Source organism: Candidatus Latescibacter sp. IFSED24 (assembly GCF_058273205.1).
On the sequence record NZ_CM177850.1, the window covers coordinates 2,713,556 to 2,737,840 of the forward strand.

Here is a 24,285-nt window from a genome sequence, read left to right on the forward strand (position 1 = left end):
CCCGTCAGCGCCCCAGGTCGTGGCGCAGGTTACGCAGCGAGACCAGGATCTCCTCCGGCACCACGATCACCTTGCCGTCGGCGGGATCCCACACCGCCGCCTCGCCGCTCGCGGTCAACCTGCCCAGCCAGACCTCGCACTCACGGTCCTCGCCGTACCAGGCGCGCAGGCGCCAGCGATCCGTGCGGGCCAGCGGGTCGGCGGGCCGGGGGTCGCGCACCGCCAGGGCCGCCAGGCGGTCCAGGTTGAACTGCATGTCGTTGAGGTGGTCGCCGACCACCTCGAGGCCGAAGGTGGCGCGCCAGCCGGCGGGCACCACCGCGTCCCAGATGCTCTCGAGGTCGCGTTTGCGCTGGGCGACGTCGGGCGCGCGGCGGCCCCAAAGCAGGGGACGGTCGGGCTGGTCGAGGCGGAAGCTGTCGGCGTCGGCGATCCGGAAGCTGAACGGGCCCAGGTCGAGGAAGTCCGATACGGGGCCCTCGGCGGGGCGGAGCGCCTCGCTGCGGGTGACCACCAGCGCGTCCTCGCGGCGGGCGAGCACGGTGAGGTCGTCCTGCTCCTCGCCGAAGGCCAGGCGGCGTGTGCGGGCGCCCGGACCGAAGAAGGTGAGCTGGCGATAGGGCGGCACGAGACCCAGCTCGGCCAGGAGGTCGGCGGAGATCGTGCCCGGGGCCGGGAACTGGACCACGTTGGTGTCCCAGGCGCGGAACACGAGCCGGTCCAGGCGATCGCTGTCGGCCAAGAACCACCAGACGCCGTCGCGCTGCTCGGTGCGGTCGCGGTAGAGGCCGTGGTAGCGAGCGGCGCGGCCGGTGAGGGCTTCGGGGCCGCCGGAACCGTGGAGCCACCAGCGGCCGTCGACGCCGCGGGCGAAGCGCAGCGGATCGGCGCCGCGGCGGGCCAGGTGCAGCGAATCCAGGTCGGCGAGGCGCATTCCGGGGAGCAGATCGGACCAGCGCGCGCTGTCGGGCAGGCGCACCGCCTTGGCGTACAGGCCGCCGCCGACGCCGAAGACCCCGGCACGGCCGGCACCGCTGGCGTAGATCATGCCCGAGGCCGGGTTGGCCGAACCCACCGCGAGGCGGTCGCGGCCGCCCCCACGGAGGTGGAAGACCAGCTCGAGCGCGTCCTCGCTGCCGAAACCGAAGCGCCGCTCGTCGGGCTCGGTGCCCGCCAGCACCGGCTGGCCCTCGCCGCCCACGATGGTGGCGAGGATGGGTTCCAGGCGCTCGGGATCGACCAGATCGTCAACCAGGCCGGTCAGCCGCCAGCCGCCGTCGGTGGTGCGCTCGAGCCGCTGGACGCCACCGGTGCGGACGATCTCCAGCGACATCACTTCGTCGGGCGAGAAGGGGAAGAGCGGGCCGCCGGTGAGCCCCCGGCCCTGGCTCGGATCGCCGCCTGACCAGATCCACAAGCCGACCCCGACGGCCACGGCCACCAGGATCGACCCCGTGCGTAGCAGCCAGCGCCGCATCTAGTGCCTCCGCTGTCGCAGCAGCGCCAGGCCGAACCAGGCCAGGCCCACCAGGCCGGGCCAGGCCAGGACCGAGACCCAGCCCAGGGTCTCCTTGGTCCGGTCGCCGAGGACCAGCGGCTGGTAGCTGATGCGGCGGCCGCGGATGCCCAGCAGGTCCTCCTCGGCGGCGAGCCAGCCCACCAGGTTGAGGGCCAGATCCCTGTTGGCGTACTGCAGGATGTTGCTGTTGGTGACGAAGCCGCTGCTGCCCACGATGATCAGGCGGCCGGTGGACGTGATCGTGGAGTCGGCCGGGGCGATCTGCAGCGCCACGCCGAAGGGCGTGGGGCCGCGGCGGTCGGCCGGCGGGTCGAAGCTCGGGGTGCCGGAGTAGCGGACCTCGGGGTCGGTCTCGGCCCAGGTGTCGGCACCGGTCACCAGGATGATGTCGCCGTGGATGCCGGGCATCTCGGGCTGGACGTGGCGCAGGGTCTGGACCAGCGGGAAGGTGGTGGCGTTGCCCTTGAGGTTGTGGACGGTGGGGTGGACGCCGTAGCCGTCCACCACGGTGACGGTGCGCAGGCCGACCCCGACGTAGGCGCCGGCGCGGTTGGGCGCCACCACCACGTCGTCGAGCTGGCGGACGTTGAATTCCTCGGTCCAGGCGCCAACGCCCGGCGGTGAGTCGGGGCCGAAGAAGCAGGCCATGGCGCCGCCGCGACGCAGGTAGTCGCCGAGGACCGCCAGGACCTCCGGGGCGGGGTCGAGCTTGGGACCGGCCCAGATCACCGCCGACGCGTCGGCGGGCAGGTGAAGCCGCTCGGGCAGCACCAGCGGCCGGACCGCGTAGCCGGCGTCGCGAAGCGCCTCGGCCAGCGTGAAGGCGCCGCCGGTGTCCTCCATGTCCAGGCGCGCCTCGCCGTGGCCGAGCAGCCAGTACAGCACCGGGCGGGTGTCGGTGGCGAGGCGGTAGATGGCACCGGCGAGTTGGCCCTCGTCCGGCTCGAGCAGCGTGCGCTGGCGGTCGTCGCAGACCAGAACCACGGTGCGCGCCTGGTTCACTCCGTACTCGTGGACCAGTTCGGGTTCCTGGTTGGGGTCGAGGACGCGGAACTCGAGCTGCGCGGTCTGATCGGCGAACGACTGCAGCAGCGCCTGGATGTTCTGGCGGGCGCCGTCGAGGTTGTGGTAGAAGGCGAGCACCTCGACCCGGGGCGCGGGCAAAGGCTCGCCCGCCTGGCTGGTGCGTTCGCGGTCGAGCACGCGCAGGATCTGCTCGGTCTGGGGCGCCAGGCTGTAGAGTTTGTTGGGGGTCAGGTCCACGCGCAGCGGCCGCCGTTCGGCCACCGCCTGCAGGAAGACCGCCACCGCCAGGACCACCAGGACCCGCAGCCACGGCCGGCCGCGCCGGGCCACGGGCAGGCGCCGCTGGGCGAGCGCAGCCTCGGCCACCGCCAGGCCCACCGCCGCCACGCCGAGGAAGTAGACCACGTCGCGCAGGTCGACCACCCCGCCGGCGAAGCGGAGGAAGTGGTTGCCCAGCGCGAGCTGACCGGCCGCGCGGCCGAGCACGCCGGGCAGGAAGACCTCGAGCTGGCCCACCAGGAACAGCCCCAACCCCACCGCGAACCCCAGGAAATAGGCGGCGGCCTGATGTTCGAGCATGGCCGAGGCCGCCAGGCCCCAGGCCGAGATGGCCGCGGCGAGCAGGACCAGGCCCAGCAGCGCGGTCACCATGGGCTGCCAGTCGGGGCGCACCGGGGCGTCGGCCATGCCGCCCAGCAGCCAGGTCACGCCGAAGTAGAACGCCGTGCCCAGGAGCAGCGCCTTGGCCACCGCCATGGCCGACAGCCACTTGCCCAGGATCCAGTGCCGCTCGGGTACGGGCCAGCTGGCGATCAGGTCGTAGCGGCCGCTGCGGTACTCGCCGCTCACGAGCCGCATGGTCACCGCCGGCAGCAGGAACACCAGGAAGATCACCACGTCGCCGTAGAGTCGATGGAAGATCCCCGCGTGCAGGCTGAGGAACACCGGTCGGCCGCTGCGCAGGGTGGTCTCGGAGATCTCGGCGTAGCCCAGCACGAAGAGGTAGTAGAACAGGCCGGTGAGCACCAGGAAGCCCGCGGCGATGATGGGCGCCATGGTACTGGTGAAGAACGCGCGCTGCTCGCGGCGGTAGATGGCGAGGATCTGCCTCATCGCGGGGCCTCCCCTTCGTCGGGAGCCGCCCCGGTGAGGCGCAGGAAGAGGTCCTCCAGGGTGGGGCCGCGGTCCTCGAGCCCCTGCAGCTTGCCGCCGGCCCGCAGCACCGACTCCACCAGCCGCGGCTTGATCTCCACGGGGTTGCCGGCGATGGAGACCTCGGCCCCGGCGGCGGTGAGGTTCACCGCGTCCTCGCCCACCACCTCGGCCAGTGCGCGGCCCACCGCCTCGCGGTTGCCGTCCCAGCTGAGGACCACCACGGCGGCTCCCTCGCGGTCGGTGAGGTTCTCGGCGCGCTCCTCGCAGACCAGCCGGCCCTCGTCGAGGATCAGCACGCGCTCGCAGACCTGCCCCACCTCGGCCAGGATGTGGCTCGAGAGGAGCACCGTCTTCTGGCCGCGGAAACCACGCACGAGCTGGCGGATCTCCACGATCTGGTGCGGGTCCAGGCCGCTGCTCGGCTCGTCGAGGATCAGGATCGGCGGGTCGCCCACCAGCGCCTGCGCGAGGCCGGTGCGCTGGCGGTAGCCCTTGGAGAGGTGGCCCACCAGGCGGTCGGCCATGGCGGTCAGGCCGCAGTGGGCCATGACGTCGTCGAGGTGGCTGCCGATGGTGGAGCGGTCGACGCCCTTCAGCTCGGCCACCAGCCGCAGCAGCTCGCGCACCGTGCTGTCGGGATAGAGCGGCACGTTCTCGGGCATGAAGCCCACGAGGCGGCGGGCAGCGAGCGGGCGCGCCTGGACGTCGATGCCGCCCAGACGGACCTGGCCCCGGGTGGGGGCCAGGCTGCCGGTGAGGATCTTCATGCAGGTGGACTTGCCGGCGCCGTTGGGCCCCAGGAAGCCGGCGATCTCGCCCTCGGCCACGTGGAAGCTCACGTCGGCCAGCGCGGTGACCGGCCCGTAGCGTCGGGTCAGGTTGCGGACCTCGATCATGGCGTCCCCCTGCGGGTGGCGCGGTGAATCAGAGCCCGACCGTCCAGCGCAGCAGCGTGCTGCCCCAGGTGAAGCCGGCGCCGAAGGCGGCGAGCACGACGATGTCCCCGGGCTTCAGCACTCCCGCCTCCTGATTGATGTGCAGCGCCGAGGGGATGGTGGCGCTTGTCGTGTTGCCGAAACGGTCGATGGTCACCGCCACCTGCTCGTCGGTCAGGCCAACCCGGCGCTGCACCGCCTCGATGATCCGCAGGTTGGCCTGGTGCGGCACGAAGAGCTTGACGTCCTCGCCCACGAGGCCGTGGCGCGCGAGGATGTCCACCGTGACCTGGGTCATGCCCTTCACCGCGTACTTGTAGACCTCGCGGCCTTCCTGGTGGATGAAGTGCATCTTCTGGTCGACCGTCTCGTGGCTCGCCGGGTTGGCGCTGCCGCCGGCCTGCTGGTAAAGATACGGCGCACCGGCGCCGTCGGTGAAGTGCATGTGGTCGAGGATGCCCTCGACGCCCTCGGGCAGCCGCTCGACCACCACCGCGCCGGCGCCGTCACCGAAGAGGATGCAGGTGTTGCGGTCGGTGTAGTCGGTGATCGCGGACATGACCTCGGTGCCGATCACGAGCGCCTTCTTCACCGCGCCCGACTCGACCTGCGCGCGCACGGTCTGCAGCGCGAACACGAACCCGCTGCACGCGGCCACCACGTCGTAGCCCCAGGCGTTCTTGCAGCCCAGCGCCTCCTGGATGATGCAGCAGGTGCTGGGGAAGAGGTGGTCCGGGGTCACCGTGGGCACCACGATGAGGTCGATCTCCTCGGGCTGGACGCCGGCCATGGCCATGGCCTGGCGCGCGGCCTCGATGCCGTGGACCGAGGCGGGCGTCCCGGGCTCGACGATGCGGCGTTCCTTGATGCCGGTCCGCTCGACGATCCAGGCGTCGTTGGTGTCGACCATCTGCTCGAGATCGTGGTTGGAGAGCACCTTCTCGGGGAAGGACATGCCGGTGCCGGTGATGCCGGCGGAGTAGAGCGTCCGTGCCGTCATGGCATCCTTTCGGGTTCTACTTGAAAACCAGGCCGCGCGCAGAAGCCTCGCCTGCGGCCGGCCCGTACGGTAAAGGAGGCATGAGGCGCGATCAAGGGCCGATATCGCGGCCGCGGCCGGGCCGCGCGAATTCCCGGATCACCTCATGGTGGCGTCGCGAAAAGATCGCGCCGGCGGGAGGGAAAGTCCAGAGCGGCGTGACCCAAGATCGGTGGCCGCCCACCTCCCGATCATGGTAAAATAGGACCGAACAGCACCACCCCACAAACCGGGAGTTGCCCATGCGGTCCTTCATCGCCCTCAGCCTGCTGCTGATCCTCGGCCTCGCCCCCGCGGCCACGGCGCTCGACACGGCCACCCGCGCCGTCAGTCCGGTGGTGGCCTGGTCCGACGCGGCCCTCGCCAAATTCGATGCCTCCTGGCTCCACGTGAAGTTCGTGGAGGGTTCGGCGATCACCCTGGCCGGCGACCGCTTCCTGGCCGCCGACCGCACCGACCTCACCGCGGTCAACGAGATCCTCCAGAGCGCGCTCGAACGGCGGCGCACCTTCCCCGGCGATCCGGCGCGCTACGCCGCGCTGAAGGCGCGGGGCGAGGCCGCCTACGGCAAGCCCGGCCCCGACCTCTCGCTCTGGTTCGACGTGCGCCTGCCCGCGGGCCGCGCCTCGCTCGCCGCCACGCTCAACGCACTGAACGCGCTGTCCGCGGTGGAGATCGCGCATCCGGCGCCGGTCTGCGAGCTGGCGGTGCTGCGCAGCGAGGCGCCAGCCGCACTCCGGCTGCCCACCCCGGACTTCACCGGCCTGCAGGATTACCTCTACGACACCCCCGTCGGCCTCGACGCCCCGGCGGCCTGGGCGGTGCCCGGCGGCCTGGGCCAGGGCATGCGGTTCATCGACGTCGAGCTGGGCTGGGTCTTCGCCCACGAGGACTTCGACGTCTTCAAGCAGTTCTACGGCAGCGGCGGCGCCGATCCCGACTACCTGGACCACGGCACCGCGGTCATGGGCGAGGTCGTGGGCAACGACAACGCCTACGGGATCACCGGCTTCGCCCACGAGGCCGAGTGGGGCACCGTGGCCATCACGGTGGACGAGTGGCCCGACGTGCCGCACTACTTCCTCGAAGCCGCCGAGGCGCTGCGCCCGGGCGACGTCTGGCTCATCGAGCTGCAGATGTATCCGCCGGGCCGCGACGCCACCCCCATGGAATATCTGCAGGCCAACTTCGACGCGATCTGGACCAGCTGCTGGGCTCTCGACGTGGTCTGCGTCGAGGCCGGCGCCAACGGAAGCCAGGACCTGGACGCCGGCTTCTGGAACGGGATCTTCGACCGCGAGGTCCGCGACTCGGGCGCCATCATGGTCGGCGCCGGCACCCCCACCGGCCGGGTGGCCGAGTGGTTCACCAACTACGGTTCGCGCATGGACGTCCACGCCTGGGGGTCGGAGATCGTGACCACGGGTTACGGCGACCTCCAGGGCGGGTCGTCCGCGACCACGTGGTACACGGCCAACTTCGGCGGCACCAGCGGCGCCTCGCCCATGATCGCCGGCAGCGCGCTCTGCCTGCAGGGCATCGCCAAGGCCGCCTACGCCGAGACCATGACCCCGCTCGAGCTGCGCCAGCTCCTCCACGACACCGGCATCGACCACCTCGACCCCACCCAGGAGATCGGCCCGCGGCCCGACCTCGCCGCGGCCATCGATCAGATCCTCGACACCACCGGCGTGACGCCGCCGGCCGGCGGCGGCCTGGACATCATCAGCGCGGTGTCCCCCTTCGACGGCAACACCCGGATCCGCTTCCAGCAAGACCGGCCGGGTCCGGTGCGCCTGGAGGTCTATGACGTGGCCGGCCGCCGCGTGCGGACCATCACCCAGCCGGCCGCCGCGGCCGGGGCACGGAGCATCCAGTGGGACGGTCAGGACGCCTCGGGGCGCCAGGCCAGCAGCGGCATCTATCTGTTCCGGCTGCAGGCCGGCGGCGAGACCGCCAGCGGTCGGCTGGTGAAGCTGCGCTGAGCTCGCCGCCAGGCACGAAAAGGACCCCGACCGTCTGGTCGGGGTCCTCGTCTATCGGGAACGGCGTGAAGCCTCCGGAGGACTAGTCCTCCTTCTTCTCCTCGTCCTCGTCCGCGCCGACCTCGGCCTCGGGAGCCTCGTCAGCCGCGGGGGCCTCCTCGGCTGCCGCGGTCTCCGTCACCGCCGCCAGTTCCTCGGCGGCTTCCTGGAGCGCCTGCTTGGCCTCGGCCTTCTCCTCGCTCTTGAGGATCTTGCGCGCCTTCTGCCGCTTCTTGGTGTCGAGCGACTTGGGCCGCACCGTGTTATCCACCAGCTCGAGGATGGCCATCTCGGCGCCGTCGCCCTTGCGGACACCGCTCATCCTGAGGATGCGCGTGTAGCCGCCGGGACGCTCGGCATAGCGAGGTCCGATCTCCTCGAACAGCTTCTGCAGCACGGCGGGGTCGTTGACCTTGCGCGCGGCCATCCGGCGCGCGTGCAGGTCACCCCGCTTGGCGAAGGTGATGAGCCGCTCGGCGAGCGATCGCGCCTCCTTGGCCTTGACGACCGTGGTCTGGATGCGCTCGTGCTCGAAGAGGGCCGTCACCAGGTTGCGGTACAGCATCTTGCGATGCGACGGTGTGCGGTTCAGCTTGCGACCGCTGTAACTGTGACGCATGGTACTCCGTCCTTATTCCGAAGTCCTGGCCTTGACCTTACCGACGACTTCTTCGTCGAAGGCCATACCGAAGCCAAGGCTCATACCCTCCAGGATCTCCGCGATCTCGTTCAGACTCTTGCGGCCGAAGTTCCGGAACTTCAGCATCTCGCTCTCGCTCTTGGTCACCAGGTCGAAGATGGTCTGGATGTTGCCGCTCTTCAGGCAGTTCGCCGAACGCACGGACAGCTCCAGTTCCTCGACGCTCCGCGCCAGCAGCTCGATCTGCCGCTCCTGCTCCTCGTCGACCTCGATCTCCTGGGCGTCGATCGGCGCCTCGTCGAAGTTGATGAAGACCTGGAAGTGGTCCTTGAGCAGCTTGGCCGCGAAGCCGATGGCGTCCTCGGGCTTGATGGCGCCATTGGTGGTGATCTCGAGGATCAGCTTGTCGTAGTCGGTCCGCTGGCCGACGCGGGTGTCCTCCACCCGGTAGGCCACCTTCTTCACCGGCGAGAAGTTGGCATCCATGCGGATCACGCCAATGACCTCGTCGGGGATCTCGTGGACCTCACGGTCGACGTAGCCCCGGCCCAGGTCGATGTAGACCCGGCCCGAGAACTTGCCTTCCTCGGTGATGTTGCAGATGACCAGATCCGGGTTGCACACCTCGAGTTCGGGGTGGCCCTGGATCATGCCCGCGGTCACCGGACCAGGCTCGGTGGCTTCGATGGTCGCCCAGCCGGACGGCGCGTCGGACAGGGCGAAGACCACCTGCTTGAGGTTCAGGACGATGTCGGTGACATCTTCCAGCACGTTGGGCAGGGTGCTCAGCTCGTGCTGCACACCCTCGATCTGGACAGCCGTGATCGCGTGCCCATGGATGCTCGAGAGCAGGGCGCGGCGCAGGGCCGTGCCCAGCGTGTGTCCGAACCCGCCCTCGAGGGGCGCGATCTCCAGCTCGGCGAAGGTCTTGGTCTGCGTCTCCTGACGGACCTTGACTCCGTCGGGCATCATCATATTGACCCAGCGCATACGTGTCATCCCTTCCGCTCAGCGATTCAGCCTAGACCTTCGAGTAGAGCTCCACGATCAGGTTCTCCTGGATCGGGACCGGCAAGTCGCTGAGCTGCGGCTCGGCGATCAGCTTGCCCACCAGGTTCTGGTCGTCCGCCTCGACGAAGGGCAGACGCTCGCGCCGGGCGGCACTCTTGACCGCGTCGGCGACCGTGGGAATGTTCCGGCTCTTGACCCGGATGCTCACCTGCTGGCCCAGGCGCAGCTGCGCACTGGGGATGTCGCAGACCTCGCCGTCCAGCAGCACGTGCTTGTGACGGACGAGCTGTCGGGCCGAGTCCCGCGAGGGGGCGAAGCCCAGACGATAGACGACGTTGTCGAGCCGCTTCTCGAGGAGGTTGAAGAGGTTCTCACCCGTCGGACCACTGCGCCGGTTGGCCTCGGCATAATAGAGGCGGAACTGACGCTCCAGCACGCCGTAGATCGAGCGCACCTTCTGCTTTTCACGCAGCTGGAGTTTGTAGTCCGAGGGTTTACGCCCACGGCGACGGCCATGCTGCCCCGGCCCGTAAGGCCGGCGCTCCATGGCGCAGCTGCTCGAGTAGCAGCGCTCGCCCTTGAGAAACAGCTTCATCCCCTCGCGGCGGCAAAGCTTGCACTTCGCACCAGTGTACCTTGCCATGAAATGGAACCTCCGTGGCGTCCGGCGGCCTCGGCCGCAGCGCCCAATTCGATCAACAGTTACATGCGGCGCCGCTTGACGGGGCGGCAGCCATTGTGCGGGATCGACGTGCAGTCCTTGATGCGGATGACCTCGAGACCCTCGGCCTTCAGGCTGCGGATGGCAGCTTCACGACCCGAACCCGGTCCCTTGATCCAGCACTCGACCTTCTTCATCCCACCCTGGATGGCCTCCTGCGCGCAGAAACGCGCCGCGAGCTGGGCGGCGAAGGCGGTCGACTTGCGGCTGCCCTTGTACCGGCCCTGATGCCCGCCGCTGGACCACGTCAACACGTTGCCCTGCAGGTCGGTCATGGTGATCAGAGTGTTGTTGAAGGACGACTTGATGTGGGCGACGCCCACACTGTCGAACTTCCGCTTCTTGGTCTTGCGTGCCTTGGCGCGCTTGTCCTTGGCCGTGGCCACGTGCTACCTCCTATTACTTCTTCATGCCGCCGGGCCGAGAGAGCGGCCCCTTGCGGGTGCGCGCGTTGTTCTTGGTGTTCTGGCCCCGGCAGGGCAGCTTGCGGCGGTGCCGCAGGCCGCGATAGCACCCGATGTCCATCAAACGCTGGATGTTCATCGAGAGCTCCGTGCGCAGCGAACCCTCCACCTGGTAATCCTTGTCGATGATCCCGATGATCTTGCGGGTCATTTCCTCGGTGAGGTCCCTGGTCTTCAACTCGGGATCGATATCGGCCTTGCGGCAGATCTCGGTGGCCCGGTAGGGGCCGATCCCGTAGATGTAGGTCAGGGACGTCGAGATCCGCTTCTCGTTCGGAATATCGACGCCGGCGATGCGTGCCACTAGTGGGCTCCTTTCTTCGTCCAACCACGATCGCGTCGGGCTCGTTGCGCCGTCGCCCGGCCGCGACCGTTTCCTGCTACCCCTGCCGCTGCTTGTGGCGGCGGTTGATGCAGATCACGCGCACCACACCCTTGCGGCGGATGATCTTGCACTTGGGGCAGACCTTCTTCACACTCGTGCGAACCTTCATGATGCCTCCTCGGCCGCCCTACTTGTAACGGTAGGTGATGCGTCCGCGGGTAAGGTCGTAGGGAGACAGCTCCACGGTCACCTTGTCTCCGGGCAGGATGCGGATGAAATGCATGCGCATCTTGCCCGAAACGTGCGCGAGAACCACGTGGCCATTCTCGAGTTCCACCCTGAACATGGCATTGGGCAGGGCCTCGATCACGATCCCTTCGACGCTGATTCCCTCTTCCTTCGCCATTCTACTGCTCTCCTTGCGCCGATCGGCGCGGCCGATCGGTCAGGATCCGGGGCCCGTTGGCCGTGACGGCCACGGTATGTTCGAAGTGAGCCGAGAGCTTGCGGTCGGCGGTCACCACCGTCCAACCGTCCGCCAGGGTCACCACGCGCTTCGTGCCCACGTTGATCATCGGCTCGATGGCGATGACCAGCCCCTCGTCCATCACGGGGTCGGGCATGCTGAAGCAACGATAGTTGGGCACCTGGGGGTCCTCGTGCATCTGTTCACCGATGCCGTGTCCCACCAGGGTCTCCACCACGGAGAATTCCTGCTCACGGGCCAGGGTCTCCACCGCGGTGCCGATCACCGACAGTCGCTTGCCGGGAGCGATGGCGCCGATGGCGCGCCAGAGGCACTCCTCGGTCACGTCCAGCAAGCGGGCCGCCTCGGTCGTCACCTCGCCCACGGGCAGGGTTTCGGCGCTGTCGGCGTGCCAGCCGTCCTTGATCAGCCCGATATCGATCCCGACGATGTCGCCCGCCTCGAGGACCCGGCTGCCCGGGATCCCGTGGACGACCTCCTCGTTCACCGAGATGCAGGCCGAGGCCGGAAAGCCGTGATACCCCTTGAACGAGGGCACGCAGCCTGCATCGCGGATCATGCTCTCGAGCGCCTGGTCGATGGCGCCGGTGGTTGCCCCCGGCTCGACCAGCTTGCGCACTTCCAGGAAGACCGAGGCCAGGATCCTGCCGCTGGCCTCCATCTTCTCGATCTGTTCCGGCGATTTGCGCCGGATCTTCAACTTCGCCCAGGACACCTTACAACCTCATCCGCGATCAGGTCCGGCGGGCGCGCAAACGGCCCTTGTTCATGAACCCGTCGTAATGGCGCATCACGAGATGCGACTCGATCTGCTGCAGGGTATCCAGCGCCACACCGACGACGATCAGCAGCCCGGTGCCGCCGAAATAGAACGGCACGTTCAGGAAGCTGATCATCAGATCGGGCAGGATCGCGATGGCGGCCAGGAACACGGCGCCCGGCAGCGTCACGCGGGTCAGCACCCGGTCGATGTAGTCAGCGGTCTTGTTGCCCGGGCGCACGCCCGGGATGAAGCCGCTCTGCTTCTTCAGGTTGTCCGCCACGTCCCGCGGGTTCAGGATCACCGCGGTGTAGAAGTAGGCGAACAGGATGATCAGGGCCGAGTAGACCACCACGTAGACCAGGTGCGGCGGCGTGAACAGCCGGCTCAGCGACTGCCAGAAATCGCTATCCTGGAAGAAACCGCCGAGCGTCGCCGGGAACATGATGATCGACTGGGCGAAGATGATCGGGATCACGCCGGCGGTGTTCACGCGCAACGGGATGTGGGTGCTCGCGCCGCCGTAGACCCGGCGGCCCACGATCTTCTTGGCGTACTGCACCGGGATCTTCCGCTGCCCCTGGGTGATGGCGATGATGCCCGCGATCACGGCGAGCATGAACGCCAGGATGATGATCAGCTTGAACCAGTGCATGCTGCCGTCCTGCAGCTGGGTCAGGGTGCGCAGCACATCCGAGGGATAACGGGCCACGATCCCGATGAAGATGATCAGCGAGATGCCGTTGCCGATGCCGCGCTCGGTGATCTGCTCACCCAGCCACATCACCAGGATGGTGCCCGTGGTCAGCGTCAGCACGAACATGAGCTTGAACGCCAGGCCGGGATAGGCGACCACGCCCATGCTCTCGACCGCGAAGCTCATGCCGAAGCTCTGCACCAGGGCCAGCGCCACCGTGCCGTAGCGGGTCATCTGGTTGATCTTCTTGCGCCCCTCCTCGCCTTCCTTGGCCAGCTTCTCGAAGTACGGGACCACCGCCTGCAAGAGCTGGAGAATGATGGAGGCGCTGATGTAGGGCATGATGCCCAGGGCGAAGATCGTGGCGTTGCTCAGGTTGCCGCCGGCGAACATGTCGTACAGGCCGGCGAACGTCCCCTGCAGGCCGGCGAACAGGTCGGCCATGGCGCCACGGTCGATGCCGGGCACGGGGATGTGACTACCGAGTCGGTAGATCACCAGGATGAATGCCGTGAACAGGATCCGCCGCTTCAATTCGGGGATCTTGAACATCGATTGGTAGCTGCCAGCGATATTCAAGGCTGCTTCCTTTGCTGGTGGTGCGCGCCTTCTGCTCCGAGACTACTGCGAATCATGCTCTTTGACGGTCACCGAACCGCCGGCGGCCTCGATGGCCTTCACGGCGGTCTGGCTGGCCTTGTCGACCGCGACCGTGAGCTGCTTGCTGAGTTCGCCACGACCGAGCAGCTTCACGGGCCGCTCGGCGTACTTGATCAGCCCGGCCTCGGCCAGGGTGACACCGTCGACCTGCTGACCGGCCTCGAAGCGGCCCTCGAGCTGATCCAGGTTCACCAGCTGGTAGTGCTTCTTGAAGATATTCGTGAAACCGCGCTTGGGCAGCCGCCGGTTCAGGGGCATCTGACCGCCCTCGAACCAGGGCGGCACGCCGCCGCCGGAGCGGGCCTTCTGGCCCTTGTGCCCCCGCCCACTGGTCTTGCCCTGTCCGGAGGACGGACCGCGACCACGCCGCTTCTTCTCGCGGTTGGCCCCGCGGGGCGCGTTGATGTCGTTGAGCTTCAGCATGTCTACTCCACCTCTTCGACCCGCACCAGGTGCCGCACCTTGTGCAGCATGCCGCGGATGGCGGGACTGTCGTCGTGAATCACGGTCATCTGGTGGTGCCGCAAGCCCAGGGACTCGATGACCAGCCGGTGAGGCTGGGGCCGACCGATGACGCTCTTGATCTGGGTGACCTTCAGCTTACTCATCGCTGGCGGCCTCCTTCTCCGGCTCGGGATCGGGCGTGGGCGCGGGATCAGCCGGCTTCTCGGTCCGGGTCATGCCCAGCACCTCGGCCACGGTCAGACCGCGCTTGGCCGCGAAATCCTCGGCGGTGCGCAGCTGGCGCAGTCCGTCCATGGTGGCCTTGACCACGTTGTTCGGGTTCCGCGAGCCGAGCTGCTTGGTCAGGATGTTGCGGACGCCCGCCGCCTCGAGGATGGCGCGCACGCCACCGGCGGCGATCACTCCGGTACCGGGCGAAGCCGGCTTGAGCAGCACGCGGCTGGCGCCGAAGCGGCCGATCACCTGGTAAGGGATGCTCTCCTTGAGGATGGGCACCCTGGTCATGGCGAGCCGAGCGTTCTCACCGGCCTTGCGGATGGCGTCGGAGATCTCGTTGGCCTTGCCCATCGCCACGCCCACGCGGCCCTTGCCGTCGCCGACGGTCACGATGGCGCTGAAGCTGAAGCGACGGCCACCCTTGACCACCTTGGCCACGCGGTTGATGTTGATCACGTTCTCGAGCAAGTCGGACTGCTCACGGTCGCCCCGGCCGCGATCGCGGCCACCCGGGCCACCACGGCCGCCAGGGCCACCAGGGCCACCGGGACCGCGCCGACCACCAGGACCGCCGGGTCCACGTCCGCCGGGACCACCGGGACCGCCGGGACCACCGGGACCACGTCCGCCACCGCGACCACCTCGGGGGGGAGTCCCCGGACGAGAGTTGTTATTCATATCCGCCATCGGGTTCCTGCTCCTCTTTACGTGCGCCCGGCTGCGCCGGGCCTTGGCACTCTAGAACTCGAGTCCGCCGTCGCGGGCGCCCTGGGCCAGGGCGGCAACGCGCCCGTGGTAGAGGTAACCGTTCCGGTCGAAAATCACCTTGGCCAGCCCCTTGGCCTTGGCCTGCTCGGCCAAAGCATGGCCGACCTTGTAGGCCGCAGCCCGCTTGCCATCGATACCCTCGGGAAGCTCACAGTCGCCCGCAGCGGCCACGTTGCAAGCCAGAAGGGTCTGCCCCTGGTCGTCATCGACCAGCTGGGCGTAGATGTAGCGATGGCTGCGGAAAACCGTCAGCCGGGGCTTCTCGGCGGTACCGTGCAGCCGCTTGCCCACGCGCCGCTTGCGCTTGAGCCAGGCCGCCCGCCTCGTCTTGTCACTTGCGCTCATCATTCACCTCCGGTCGCCGCTACTTGCCGGCGGCCTTGCCGGCCTTGCGCTGGATGTGCTCGCCCTCGTAACGGATGCCCTTGCCCTTGTAGGGCTCGGGCTTGCGGAAGGCGCGGATCTCGGCGGCCACCTGGCCGACCTTCTGCTTGTCGATGCCCGAGATCACGATCTTGGTGGGCTCGGGGCACTCGATGGCGATCCCATCGGGGATGGGATACTCGAGCGGATGGCTGAACTGCAGCTGCAGGTCGAGCACCTTGCCCTTGACCGCGGCGCGATAGCCCACGCCCTCGATCTCCAGTTTCTTCTGCCATCCCTCGGTCACGCCCTGAACCTGGTTGGCGATCAACGCACGCACCAGGCCGTGGCGAGCCCGCATGGTCTTGGACTCGTCGGGGCGGGTGATCTCGAGCTGACCGTCGGCCTGCTCGTAGTTCAGCCCCTCGGGGACATGCTGCTTGAGCTCGCCCTTGGGCCCCTTGACCGTGGCGATTGTTCCCTCGACCGCGACGGTGACGCCGGCGGGGATGGGAATGGGATTCTTACCGATGCGGGACATTGCACTTCCTCCGCGGCCTGACGGCTTACCAGACCTCGCAAAGCACCTCGCCGCCGATGCCGCGCTGACGGCACTGGTGACCGGTGAGGATACCTTCATTGGTGGACAGGATGGAGATACCGTAACCGCCACAGACCTTGGGGATCTGGCCCTTGCCGGCGAAGATCCGCCGGCCCGGTCGGCTGACGCGGCGGATGCCTTCGATCACGCCGATGCGTTGGCCGTCGCGATCGTAGTACTTCAGGTACACGAGCAGCGTCCCCTGGGGGCTGTCGTTGATCTCCTCGATCTTGCTGAGGTAGCCCTGTTCCTTGAGCACCTCGGCGATGGCCTTCTTGGTGTTCGAGGCAGGAATCTCCACCTTACGGTGCCCGGCCTGAATACCGTTGCGGACCCGGGTCAGCATATCCGCGATGGGATCGGTCATGCTCATCGTCTCGTCTCCTCGTACGCTACCAGCTGGCCTTCTTGATACCGGGGATCATGCCCTCGAGGGACAGTTCCCGGAAGCAGATGCGACAGATGCCGAAGCGCCTCATGTAAGCCCGGGACCGTCCACAGCGGCGGCACCGGTTATAGGCCCGAACCTTGAACTTGGGCGGCCGATTGGCCTTGGCGATCAAAGACTTGCGCGCCAACTCGCTTCCTCCCGTTAGGAACGCCGGAACGGCATGCCGAGGAGGCGCAGGAGTTCCCGGCCCTCTTCATCCGTCGTGGCAGTGGTCACAATGGTCACGTTCATGCCCCGGGGCTCGTCCACCTTGTCGTAGTCGATCTCCGGGAAGATCAGCTGATCCTTCAGGCCAAGCGTATAATCGCCCTGGCCGCTGAGGCGCGTCGAAACGCCGCGGAAGTCGCGGATACGCGGCAACGCGACATTGATGAACCGGTCCAGGAACTCCCACATCCGGTCGTGGCGCAGAGTGACGCGGGCACCGATGGGCATGCCCTCACGCAGCTTGAAGTTCGAGATCGACTTCCGAGCGCGCGTCTGCACCGGCTTCTGGCCGGCGATGGTCTCCAGCTCCTGGATCGCCACCTCGAGCACCTTGGGATTCGCGATCGCCTTGCCGAGGCCCATGTTCAGGACCACCTTCACCGGCTTGGGGACCTGCATCGCGCTCCCGTATGCGAACTTCTCCTGCAGCGCCGCCTTGACCTCGGTTTCGAAGGTCTCGCGGAGCCGTGGCATCGTTTTGGCTGTCATCTGGCCTTCCTCCGTCTTCCTAGTCGCTCAGCATCTCGCCGCTCTTCTTGCTGACGCGAGCGCGGCTACCGTCGGACAGGATCTCCTTGCCGATGCGGGTCGGCTTCTTCGTGTTGGGGCACACCAGCATCACATTGGAGGCGTGCACGGGGGCTTCCTTCTCGACAATGCCACCCTGAGGGTTCATCTGGTTGGGGCGCTGGTGCCGCTTGATCATGTTGATCTTCTCCACGATGACCCGCTGGGCCTCGGGGAACACCTTGAGCACCTTGCCCTGCTTGCCCTTGTCGTTGCCGGAGATGACGCAGACGAGATCGCCCTTCTTGATCCGCATCACAGCACCTCCGGGGCCAGGCTGACGATCTTCATGAACCGCTTGTCACGCAGCTCGCGGGCCACCGGCCCGAAGATGCGCGTGCCGACCGGCTCCGAGTTGTCGGGGTTGATGATGACGGCCGCATTCTCACTGAAGCGAATGTAGCTGCCGTCCTTGCGCCCGATCTCCTTCTTGGTGCGCACGATGACGCACTTGACGACCTGCCCCTTCTTGACGTTGCCGTTGGGGATGGCCGATTTCACCGCGGCGACGACGATGTCGCCCACGCGGGCGTACCGGCGGCGCGTGCCGCCCAGAACGCGAATGCACTGGGCCGTCTTGGCGCCGGAGTTGTCCGCGATGGTGAAACGCGTGGATTCCTGAATCATGACTCCTGCCTCCGGGGCCTACTTGGCCTTCTCGAGGATCTCCGCGACCCGCCAGCGCTTGGTCTTGGAGAGGGGACGGGTGCTCATCAACTTCACCACGTCGCCAACGCGGCACTCGTTCTCCTCATCGTGGGCGACCAGCTTGGCCGACCGCGTGATGATCCGCTTGTAGAGCGGATGCGGAAAACGCCGATTGATCTTGACGACGACGGTCTTGTCCATCGCGGCGGACACCACCGTTCCGATCCGGGCCGCCCTCAGGTTGCGTTCAGTGCTTCCCATCTTTCCTTCTCCTGTGCCCCCACGCCGGGAGGCCTGATCGGCGTTAGACCGCCGCCTGCTTCTTCTCGGTGATGACCGTCTTGATGGTCGCCAGCTCCCGCCGGGCGTTCCGCACCGAGAGGGGGTTGTCGACCTGCCGCAGCTTCAGCCGCAGCCTGAGGTTCATCAGCTCTTCGGCCTTCTCCCGCTCGAGGCTCTCGAGGTCCTCGAGGGTGAGGTCGCGCAAATCGTGGGCTTTCTTCATGGCCATGTCCTAGTCTCCCTGCCGGCTGACGATGCGGCACTTGAACGGGAGCTTGGCCGCGCCGAGGCGCAGGGCCTCCTTGGCCAGCTCCGGAGTGACACCGTTGATCTCGTAGATGATCCGGCCTGGCTTGACCACCGCCACCCAGTACTCGGGCGCGCCCTTGCCCTTGCCCATACGGGTCTCGGCGGGCTTGAGGGTGATGGGCTTGTCCGGAAACACGCGGATCCAGACCTTGCCCATGCGCTTGATCCGGCGCGTGATCGCCACACGGGCGGCCTCGATCTGGCGGCTCTTGATCCAGCCAGACTCGATCGCCTGCAGACCGTAGTCGCCGAAAGAGACCTTGGAGCCGCGGTAGGCCACACCACGCCGCCGGCCCTTCATCATCTTTCGGAACTTCGTGCGCTTCGGCATCAACATGGTTCGCTTCCTCTACTTTCGACGGGCGCTTCACGGCGCCCGGTTCATCTCGGACCCGACCAGCGGGACTAGGCTCGGTCCCTCGCCACCTGGGCGCGGAGCTCCTCCTTGAACTCGGAGGGGAAGATCTCGCCCTTGCAGATCCAGACCTTCACGCCGATGGCACCGTACTGCGAGCGGCCGGTGGCCGTGCCGTAGTCGATGTCCGCGCGGAGCGTGTGCAGGGGCACACTGCCCTCGGCGTAGCTCTCGACCCGCGCCATCTCGGCACCGCCGAGGCGGCCGGCGCAGCGCACGCGGATACCCTTGGCGCCCATGCGCATGGCGGTCTGGATGGACTTCTTCATGGCCCGGCGGAACGACACGCGGCTGGCCAGCTGCACGGCGATGTGCTCGGCCACCAGCGGCGCGCTCAGTTCGGGCTTCTTCACCTCGTCCACATCCAGCTTGATCTTCTTGCCGGTGAGCTTCTCCAGCTCCTGGCGCAGGGACTCCGCCTGGGCGCCCCGGCGGCCGATCACGACGCCCGGCCGGCTGGTGGCGACGATGACGTGCACACGCTCGCGGAACCGCTTGATCTTGATCGAGGCGATGCCGGCGCTGCCGACGCGAGCCTGCACGTACTTGCGGACCTTCAGATCCTCGTTCAGCCAGTCGGCGAAATGCTTCTCGCTGAACCAGGTCGAGTTCCAGTCCTTCACGATTCCCAGACGGAATCCGATCGGATGTGTTTTCTGACCCATGGTCTTCCTTCCCGGTCTCAGTCGAGAGTCTCGACCGTCACCTTGATGTGACTCGTCCGCTTGTTGATCCGGAATGCCCGGCCCTGGGCCCGGGGGCGGATCCGCTTGAGGGTCGGACCCTCATCGATACGGATCTCCTTCACCACCACGCGGCTGTTGTCGAGATCCAGACCCTCTTCGTTGAGGACCTGGGCGTTGGCTTTCGCCGACAGGATCGTCTTCCGTAGCAGCGGCGAGGCCTTCTTGGGCGTCAAGGCGAGGATGCCCAGGGCATCCTGCACCGTTCGACCACGCACCATGTCGGCTACCTGACGCGCCTTACGGGGACTGATCCGGATGTAGCGGGAGACGGCCATTGCCTCCATACTCATATCCTCCAGCTGCTGCTACTTCTTCGATTTACTAGTGTGGCCCCGGTAGGTCCGCGACGGCGCGAACTCACCCAACTTATGCCCCACCATGTTTTCCTGGACGTACACCGGCACGAACTGCTTGCCGTTGTGAACGGCGATGGTGTGACCCAGGAATTCGGGGACGATCGTCGAACGCCGGGACCAGGTCTTGACGACCCGCTTGTCGTTCTTGGCGTTGAGGTCCTCGACCTTCTTGAGCAGATGCTCATCCACGAAGGGACCCTTTTTGATCGATCTCGTCATACCTCAGACATCCTCCGTTCGGGCGGCCGCCGCGGCCTGCTACTTCTTGACCTTGCGCCGGCGCACGATGAACGCGTCGGACGGCTGCTTCTTGCGAGTCTTGTAACCCTTGGTGGGCTTGCCCCAGGGCGTGCTCGGATGGCGGCCACCGCTCGTGCGGCCCTCGCCGCCACCGTGCGGGTGGTCGATGGGGTTCATGGCCACACCGCGCACCTTGGGCCGACGACCCAGCCAGCGCGACCGGCCGGCCTTGCCGCTGACGATGTTCTCGTGCTCCGAGTTGCCGACCTCGCCGATGGTGGCATAGCAGTTGCGATGCACCAACCGGACCTCGCCGCTGGGCAGGCGCAGGGTGACGCGGTCGCCCTCCTTGGCCATGACCTGGGCGTAGGAACCGGCCGAGCGCACCATCTGACCGCCCTTGCCGATCTGCAGCTCGACGTTGTGGACCAGCGTTCCCAGCGGGATCTTGGTCAACGGCAGCGAGTTGCCGGTGTTGTACGACGCCTCGGGTCCGCACTCCACCGTCGCGCCGACCTCCAGGCCCTTGGGCCAGAGGATGTAGCGCTTCTCGCCGTCCGCGTAATGCAGCAGCGCGATGCGGGCGCTCCGGTTGGGATCGTACTCGATGGCGGCGACGTTGGCCGGCACGCCGATCTTGTTGTGCCGCTTGAAGTCGATCCGGCGGTAGCGGCGCTTGTGCCCGCCACCACGACGACGGCTGGTGATGCGGCCGTTGTTGTTGCGGCCGCCCGACTTGGTCAACGGCTCGAGCAAAGACTTCTCGGGCGTCGTCTTGGTGATCTCGCTGAAGTCCGCCACGGTACGGAACCGCTGCGTCGGAGTCACCGGCTTGAGTTTCCTGATGGCCATCTTGTCCTGTCTCCTTCGGCTCGGGGCGCCGGGCGCCGCGTCAGCCTCGTCTTCGCAGCCGGCTCATTGCCGGCTATACAACGTCGGAACCCTCTTAGACCTGGTCGAACAGATCGATGCTGTCGCCCTCGGCGAGGGTCACGATGGCCTTCTTCCAGTCGGCACGCTTGCCCTGGAAACGGCCGAGGCGCTTGACCTTGCCCACCACGTTCATGGTGCGCACGTCGGTCACCTTGACGCCAAAATAATGCTCGATCGCCTGACGGATCTCGTGCTTGTTGGCGTGCGGGTGCACCTCGAAGATGAACTTGTTGTCGCGCTCGCGGAGCTCCGCGAATCGCTCGGTCACCAGCGGCTTGCGGACGACCTGGCTCAGGTCCTTCATGCGAACACCTCCTCGGCGCCCGCGAGGGCCGCCTTGGTGAACACCAGGTTGTCGGCCCACAGGATGGTGTAGGCGTTCAGCTCGTGACTCCGCAGCACGCGCACCCCGTTCAGGTTGCGCAGGCTCTTGTAGAGCACGTCGCCGTCGGCCGGCAGGACGAACAGGGTGTGGCGCCCTTCCAGGGCCATGTTGGCCAGCATGGCCGCCACGGTCTTGGTCTTGGGAGCATCCAGTTCGAAATCCTCGAGCACGTTGATCCGCTCGGAAGCCGCCCGGTCGCTCAGCGCCGAACGCAGGGCCAGGCGCTTGACCTTCCGCGGCAGGGTATAGCTGTAGTCCCGCGGATGGGGCCCGTGGGCCCGGCCGCCGCCGACGCGGCTGGGGCTGGTGATCGAGCCCATGCGCGCACGGCCCGTACCCTTCTGACGGAACATCTTCTGCTTGCTGCCCACGACCTCGGCCCGGGTCTTGGTGTCGTGCGTGCCCTGGCGCTGGTTGGCCAGGTAGTTGCGCACGGCCTCGTACAGGGCCTGGCGGTGCACGGGCTGCTCGAACAGGGCGGCGGGCAGATCCACCGTTCCTGTCTGCTCACCCGTGCTGCTGTAGAGCTTCGCGGTCGCCATTGTCGCTACCTCGTCTTTCCGAAACCACCGACGCCTTAGCGGCTCGGCCGGATGAACACGATCCCGTTCTTGTGGCCGGGCACCGAACCCTTGACCAGGAGCAGGTTCCGCTCCTTGTCGATGGCCACGATCTTCAGGTTCTTCTTGGTCTCGCGCTTGTTGCCGTACTGGCCCGCCATGGGGTGTCCGGGCAGCACGCGACCGGGCCACTCGCACATGCCGATACCGCCGGACTGGCGCACGTTCTTCGAGCCGTGGCCGTCGGGGCCGCGGTGATGATTGTGACGCTTGATCCGGCCGGAAAAGCCGCGACCCTTGGTGGTACCGGAAACATCGACCTTCTCGGCACCCTCGAGCGACTCCAGGTCCAGGGTCTGGCCGAGTTCGAACTCGGGCTCAGCCATGAACCGGTACTCGCACAGGGTCCGCAGAGGGTCGGTGCCGGCCTTGCGGAAGTGCCCTTGCATGGGCATGGGCGTATTCTTGGGCTTCTTGGCGCCGTAACCGACCTGGACAGCGTTGTAGCCGTCGGTGGCCTGGGTCTTGACCTGCGTCACGACGCAGGGACCGGCCTCGATAACGGTCACGGGCACACTCCGGCCATCCTCGTCGAATCGCCGGGTCATGCCGATCTTCTTGCCGATCAGTCCGATCATAGGTCTAGCTCCCTTGTCTCCCGACCGCCGACGGTCAGGAGGCAACGATCTCCACGTCGACACTGGCCGGAAGGGCCAGCTTGCGCAGGAATTCCATGGTCTGCGGGGTCGAGTTCTCGATCTCGATCAACCGCTTGTGGATCCGCATCTCGAACTGCTCACGCGACTTCTTGTCCACGTGGGGCGAGCGCAGCACGGTGTAGATCGACTTCTTGGTGGGCAGGGGGATGGGCCCCCGCACCAAGGCGCCGGTCCGCAGCACCGTCGAAACGATGACTTCCGCCGACTTGTCGAGCACGGCCGGTTCGTACGCCCGCAACTTGATCTGTACCTTCTGTCGAGCCACTCCTGCTCCTTCCGCGAGGCTACTCCAGCTTCGCCGCCATTTGCGCTGGCCTGCGCCTGCTCACCTTGCGCGTGTGCGGGCCGGGACGGCGGAATCGCCGCCCGGCCCCGGTCGAATTACTCGTGGATCTTGGCGACCACGCCCGCGCCCACGGTCCGGCCGCCCTCGCGAATCGCGAAGCGCAGGCCTTCCTCCATGGCGATCGGCGTGATCAGCTCGATCTGCATCTTGATGTTGTCACCCGGCATCACCATCTCCACGCCGTCAGGAAGCGTCGCGGAACCGGTCACGTCCGTGGTCCGGAAGTAGAACTGGGGGCGGTAGCCGTTGAAGAACGGAGTGTGGCGGCCACCCTCCTCCTTCGTCAGGATGTACACCTCGCACTCGAACTTCGTGTGCGGCGTCACCGACTTCGGCTTGCAGACCACCATACCGCGCTCGATGTCTTCCTTCTTCATCCCGCGCAGCAAGAGGCCAACGTTGTCGCCAGCCTGCCCCGAGTCCAGGATCTTCCGGAACATCTCCACGCCCGTGCACACCGTGTCCTGCGTGTCGCGGATCCCGACCAGCTCCACCTTGTCGTTCATGTTCACCACGCCGCGCTCGATACGGCCCGTGGCCACCGTGCCGCGACCCGAGATCGAGAACACGTCCTCCACCGGCATCAGGAACGGCTTGTCCAGCTCGCGCTCCGGCAGCGGGATGTACGTGTCCAGAGCCTCCAGCAGCTCGAAGATGCACTGCGACTCGGGAGCGTCGGGATCGCCAGACTCCAGCGCCTTCAGCGCCGAGCCGCGGATGATCGGCGTGTCGTCGCCGGGGAACTCGTACTGGTCCAGAAGCTCGCGAACTTCCAGCTCCACCAGGTCCAGCAGCTCCTCGTCATCAACCATGTCGCACTTGTTCAGGAACACGATGATGTAGGGAACGCCCACCTGACGGGCCAGCAGGATGTGCTCGCGCGTCTGGGGCATGGGGCCGTCCGCGGCCGACACCACCAGCACCGCGCCGTCCATCTGCGCCGCACCGGTGATCATGTTCTTGACGTAGTCGGCGTGGCCCGGGCAGTCCACGTGGGCGTAGTGCCGGGTCTCGCTCTGGTACTCCACGTGAGCGGTCGCGATGGTGATGCCGCGCTCGCGCTCCTCGGGAGCCTTGTCGATCTGGTCGAAGGGCGTGTAATCGGCCAGACCCCGCTTAGACAGGATCTCGGTGATCGCCGCGGTCAGGGTCGTCTTGCCGTGATCCACGTGACCGATCGTGCCGACGTTCACGTGATCCTTGGAGCGTTCGAACTTCGCGCGTGCCATTCCCGGCAACCTCCTG

At 67.1% G+C, this 24,285-nt stretch carries 37 protein-coding genes; 1 reads left to right on the plus strand and 36 read right to left on the minus strand.

Going from position 1 to position 24,285, the window contains the following annotated elements; all coding sequences use genetic code 11:
• Positions 1 to 4: 4 nt before the first annotated feature.
• The 4 genes from IFSED24_RS10905 to IFSED24_RS10920 are packed head-to-tail and all read right to left on the minus strand — an operon-like array spanning position 5 to position 5,635.
• A complete protein-coding gene (locus tag IFSED24_RS10905) occupies positions 5 to 1,477 on the minus strand; it encodes a hypothetical protein (protein WP_491331496.1) in 1,473 nt (490 codons plus the stop codon).
• Positions 1,478 to 3,658, minus strand: a complete 2,181-nt coding sequence (locus IFSED24_RS10910) for a hypothetical protein (protein WP_491331497.1) — start codon at positions 3,656 to 3,658, stop codon at positions 1,478 to 1,480. It lies immediately after the preceding gene.
• On the minus strand, positions 3,655 to 4,596 hold the full coding sequence (locus tag IFSED24_RS10915; protein ID WP_491331498.1) for an ABC transporter ATP-binding protein: 942 nt from the start codon (positions 4,594 to 4,596) through the stop codon (positions 3,655 to 3,657). Before IFSED24_RS10915 ends, IFSED24_RS10910 begins: the two co-directional genes overlap by 4 nt.
• A 28-nt stretch (positions 4,597 to 4,624) precedes the next feature.
• Positions 4,625 to 5,635 (minus strand): beta-ketoacyl-ACP synthase III, encoded by a 1,011-nt coding sequence (locus IFSED24_RS10920; RefSeq protein WP_491331499.1) that lies wholly within the window; start codon positions 5,633 to 5,635, stop codon positions 4,625 to 4,627.
• A 281-nt stretch (positions 5,636 to 5,916) separates the two neighbouring features.
• Here IFSED24_RS10920 and IFSED24_RS10925 point away from each other — a divergent pair, with 281 nt between their 5' ends.
• Positions 5,917 to 7,659, plus strand: a complete 1,743-nt coding sequence (locus IFSED24_RS10925) for a FlgD immunoglobulin-like domain containing protein (RefSeq protein WP_491331500.1) — start codon at positions 5,917 to 5,919, stop codon at positions 7,657 to 7,659.
• Positions 7,660 to 7,741: 82 nt separating this feature from the next.
• Here the strand turns inward: IFSED24_RS10925 and rplQ are convergent, their stop codons facing one another.
• The 32 genes from rplQ to tuf all read right to left on the minus strand — a co-directional run bounded on the left by rplQ (position 7,742) and on the right by tuf (position 24,269).
• On the minus strand, positions 7,742 to 8,317 hold the full coding sequence (gene rplQ, locus IFSED24_RS10930; protein WP_491331501.1) for a 50S ribosomal protein L17: 576 nt from the start codon (positions 8,315 to 8,317) through the stop codon (positions 7,742 to 7,744).
• Positions 8,318 to 8,329: 12 nt separating this feature from the next.
• Positions 8,330 to 9,328 carry a DNA-directed RNA polymerase subunit alpha gene (locus IFSED24_RS10935; protein ID WP_491331502.1) on the minus strand — a complete coding sequence of 333 codons (999 nt, stop codon included), beginning with the start codon at positions 9,326 to 9,328 and terminating at the stop codon, positions 8,330 to 8,332.
• A 31-nt stretch (positions 9,329 to 9,359) separates the two neighbouring features.
• Positions 9,360 to 9,992, minus strand: a complete 633-nt coding sequence (gene rpsD / locus IFSED24_RS10940) for a 30S ribosomal protein S4 (protein ID WP_491331503.1) — start codon at positions 9,990 to 9,992, stop codon at positions 9,360 to 9,362.
• Between the two features lie 59 nt (positions 9,993 to 10,051).
• Positions 10,052 to 10,456, minus strand: a complete 405-nt coding sequence (rpsK, locus tag IFSED24_RS10945) for a 30S ribosomal protein S11 (RefSeq protein WP_491331504.1) — start codon at positions 10,454 to 10,456, stop codon at positions 10,052 to 10,054.
• Between the two features lie 13 nt (positions 10,457 to 10,469).
• Positions 10,470 to 10,838: a 30S ribosomal protein S13 gene (gene rpsM / locus IFSED24_RS10950; RefSeq protein WP_491331505.1), complete on the minus strand. Its 369-nt coding sequence runs from the start codon at positions 10,836 to 10,838 to the stop codon at positions 10,470 to 10,472.
• 76 nt (positions 10,839 to 10,914) lie between these two features.
• Positions 10,915 to 11,028 (minus strand): 50S ribosomal protein L36, encoded by a 114-nt coding sequence (gene rpmJ / locus IFSED24_RS10955; protein WP_491331506.1) that lies wholly within the window; start codon positions 11,026 to 11,028, stop codon positions 10,915 to 10,917.
• Between the two features lie 18 nt (positions 11,029 to 11,046).
• Positions 11,047 to 11,265: a translation initiation factor IF-1 gene (infA, locus tag IFSED24_RS10960; RefSeq protein ID WP_491331507.1), complete on the minus strand. Its 219-nt coding sequence runs from the start codon at positions 11,263 to 11,265 to the stop codon at positions 11,047 to 11,049.
• 1 nt (position 11,266) lies between these two features.
• A complete protein-coding gene (gene map / locus IFSED24_RS10965) occupies positions 11,267 to 12,061 on the minus strand; it encodes a type I methionyl aminopeptidase (protein ID WP_491331508.1) in 795 nt (264 codons plus the stop codon).
• Positions 12,062 to 12,080: 19 nt separating this feature from the next.
• Entirely contained in the window at positions 12,081 to 13,376 is a 1,296-nt protein-coding gene (gene secY / locus IFSED24_RS10970; protein WP_491335050.1) for a preprotein translocase subunit SecY, read from the minus strand.
• A 48-nt stretch (positions 13,377 to 13,424) separates the two neighbouring features.
• Positions 13,425 to 13,886, minus strand: a complete 462-nt coding sequence (gene rplO, locus IFSED24_RS10975; RefSeq protein ID WP_491331509.1) for a 50S ribosomal protein L15 — start codon at positions 13,884 to 13,886, stop codon at positions 13,425 to 13,427.
• 2 nt (positions 13,887 to 13,888) lie between these two features.
• Entirely contained in the window at positions 13,889 to 14,071 is a 183-nt protein-coding gene (rpmD, locus tag IFSED24_RS10980; RefSeq protein ID WP_491331510.1) for a 50S ribosomal protein L30, read from the minus strand.
• Entirely contained in the window at positions 14,064 to 14,612 is a 549-nt protein-coding gene (gene rpsE, locus IFSED24_RS10985) for a 30S ribosomal protein S5 (protein WP_491331511.1), read from the minus strand. The genes rpmD and rpsE overlap by 8 nt, the downstream gene beginning before the upstream one ends.
• On the minus strand, positions 14,597 to 14,776 hold the full coding sequence (locus IFSED24_RS10990; RefSeq protein ID WP_491331512.1) for a hypothetical protein: 180 nt from the start codon (positions 14,774 to 14,776) through the stop codon (positions 14,597 to 14,599). Before IFSED24_RS10990 ends, rpsE begins: the two co-directional genes overlap by 16 nt.
• 106 nt (positions 14,777 to 14,882) lie before the next feature.
• On the minus strand, positions 14,883 to 15,260 hold the full coding sequence (gene rplR / locus IFSED24_RS10995; protein WP_491331513.1) for a 50S ribosomal protein L18: 378 nt from the start codon (positions 15,258 to 15,260) through the stop codon (positions 14,883 to 14,885).
• Positions 15,261 to 15,276: 16 nt separating this feature from the next.
• A complete protein-coding gene (gene rplF, locus IFSED24_RS11000) occupies positions 15,277 to 15,816 on the minus strand; it encodes a 50S ribosomal protein L6 (RefSeq protein WP_491331514.1) in 540 nt (179 codons plus the stop codon).
• Positions 15,817 to 15,841: 25 nt separating this feature from the next.
• Positions 15,842 to 16,249: a 30S ribosomal protein S8 gene (gene rpsH / locus IFSED24_RS11005; RefSeq protein ID WP_491331515.1), complete on the minus strand. Its 408-nt coding sequence runs from the start codon at positions 16,247 to 16,249 to the stop codon at positions 15,842 to 15,844.
• 19 nt (positions 16,250 to 16,268) lie between these two features.
• Entirely contained in the window at positions 16,269 to 16,454 is a 186-nt protein-coding gene (locus IFSED24_RS11010) for a type Z 30S ribosomal protein S14 (protein ID WP_491331516.1), read from the minus strand.
• Between the two features lie 14 nt (positions 16,455 to 16,468).
• Complete coding sequence (rplE, locus tag IFSED24_RS11015; protein ID WP_491331517.1) at positions 16,469 to 17,008, minus strand: 50S ribosomal protein L5; 540 nt, start codon at positions 17,006 to 17,008, stop codon at positions 16,469 to 16,471.
• Between the two features lie 34 nt (positions 17,009 to 17,042).
• A complete protein-coding gene (rplX, locus tag IFSED24_RS11020; protein WP_491331518.1) occupies positions 17,043 to 17,357 on the minus strand; it encodes a 50S ribosomal protein L24 in 315 nt (104 codons plus the stop codon).
• Positions 17,357 to 17,728: a 50S ribosomal protein L14 gene (rplN, locus tag IFSED24_RS11025; protein WP_491331519.1), complete on the minus strand. Its 372-nt coding sequence runs from the start codon at positions 17,726 to 17,728 to the stop codon at positions 17,357 to 17,359. The genes rplX and rplN overlap by 1 nt, the downstream gene beginning before the upstream one ends.
• 18 nt (positions 17,729 to 17,746) lie before the next feature.
• The gene (gene rpsQ, locus IFSED24_RS11030; RefSeq protein ID WP_491331520.1) at positions 17,747 to 18,010 is read right to left on the minus strand and encodes a 30S ribosomal protein S17; all 264 of its coding nucleotides are present in this window, start codon (positions 18,008 to 18,010) and stop codon (positions 17,747 to 17,749) included.
• Positions 18,011 to 18,053: 43 nt separating this feature from the next.
• The gene (gene rpmC / locus IFSED24_RS11035) at positions 18,054 to 18,260 is read right to left on the minus strand and encodes a 50S ribosomal protein L29 (protein ID WP_491331521.1); all 207 of its coding nucleotides are present in this window, start codon (positions 18,258 to 18,260) and stop codon (positions 18,054 to 18,056) included.
• A 3-nt stretch (positions 18,261 to 18,263) separates the two neighbouring features.
• Positions 18,264 to 18,677 (minus strand): 50S ribosomal protein L16, encoded by a 414-nt coding sequence (gene rplP / locus IFSED24_RS11040; RefSeq protein ID WP_491331522.1) that lies wholly within the window; start codon positions 18,675 to 18,677, stop codon positions 18,264 to 18,266.
• A gap of 68 nt (positions 18,678 to 18,745) precedes the next feature.
• Positions 18,746 to 19,420, minus strand: coding sequence for a 30S ribosomal protein S3 (gene rpsC, locus IFSED24_RS11045; protein ID WP_491331523.1), 675 nt, complete (start codon positions 19,418 to 19,420; stop codon positions 18,746 to 18,748).
• Positions 19,421 to 19,437: 17 nt separating this feature from the next.
• A complete protein-coding gene (gene rplV / locus IFSED24_RS11050) occupies positions 19,438 to 19,785 on the minus strand; it encodes a 50S ribosomal protein L22 (RefSeq protein ID WP_491331524.1) in 348 nt (115 codons plus the stop codon).
• A gap of 21 nt (positions 19,786 to 19,806) precedes the next feature.
• Positions 19,807 to 20,076, minus strand: coding sequence for a 30S ribosomal protein S19 (rpsS, locus tag IFSED24_RS11055; RefSeq protein ID WP_491331525.1), 270 nt, complete (start codon positions 20,074 to 20,076; stop codon positions 19,807 to 19,809).
• A 39-nt stretch (positions 20,077 to 20,115) separates the two neighbouring features.
• The gene (rplB, locus tag IFSED24_RS11060) at positions 20,116 to 20,949 is read right to left on the minus strand and encodes a 50S ribosomal protein L2 (protein ID WP_491331526.1); all 834 of its coding nucleotides are present in this window, start codon (positions 20,947 to 20,949) and stop codon (positions 20,116 to 20,118) included.
• A gap of 94 nt (positions 20,950 to 21,043) precedes the next feature.
• Positions 21,044 to 21,334: a 50S ribosomal protein L23 gene (locus IFSED24_RS11065; RefSeq protein ID WP_491331527.1), complete on the minus strand. Its 291-nt coding sequence runs from the start codon at positions 21,332 to 21,334 to the stop codon at positions 21,044 to 21,046.
• Complete coding sequence (gene rplD, locus IFSED24_RS11070; protein WP_491331528.1) at positions 21,331 to 21,957, minus strand: 50S ribosomal protein L4; 627 nt, start codon at positions 21,955 to 21,957, stop codon at positions 21,331 to 21,333. Before rplD ends, IFSED24_RS11065 begins: the two co-directional genes overlap by 4 nt.
• 35 nt (positions 21,958 to 21,992) lie before the next feature.
• Positions 21,993 to 22,613: a 50S ribosomal protein L3 gene (rplC, locus tag IFSED24_RS11075; protein ID WP_491331529.1), complete on the minus strand. Its 621-nt coding sequence runs from the start codon at positions 22,611 to 22,613 to the stop codon at positions 21,993 to 21,995.
• Positions 22,614 to 22,647: 34 nt separating this feature from the next.
• A complete protein-coding gene (rpsJ, locus tag IFSED24_RS11080) occupies positions 22,648 to 22,959 on the minus strand; it encodes a 30S ribosomal protein S10 (protein WP_491331530.1) in 312 nt (103 codons plus the stop codon).
• Between the two features lie 116 nt (positions 22,960 to 23,075).
• Positions 23,076 to 24,269, minus strand: a complete 1,194-nt coding sequence (gene tuf, locus IFSED24_RS11085; protein WP_491331531.1) for an elongation factor Tu — start codon at positions 24,267 to 24,269, stop codon at positions 23,076 to 23,078.
• Positions 24,270 to 24,285 lie beyond the last annotated feature (16 nt).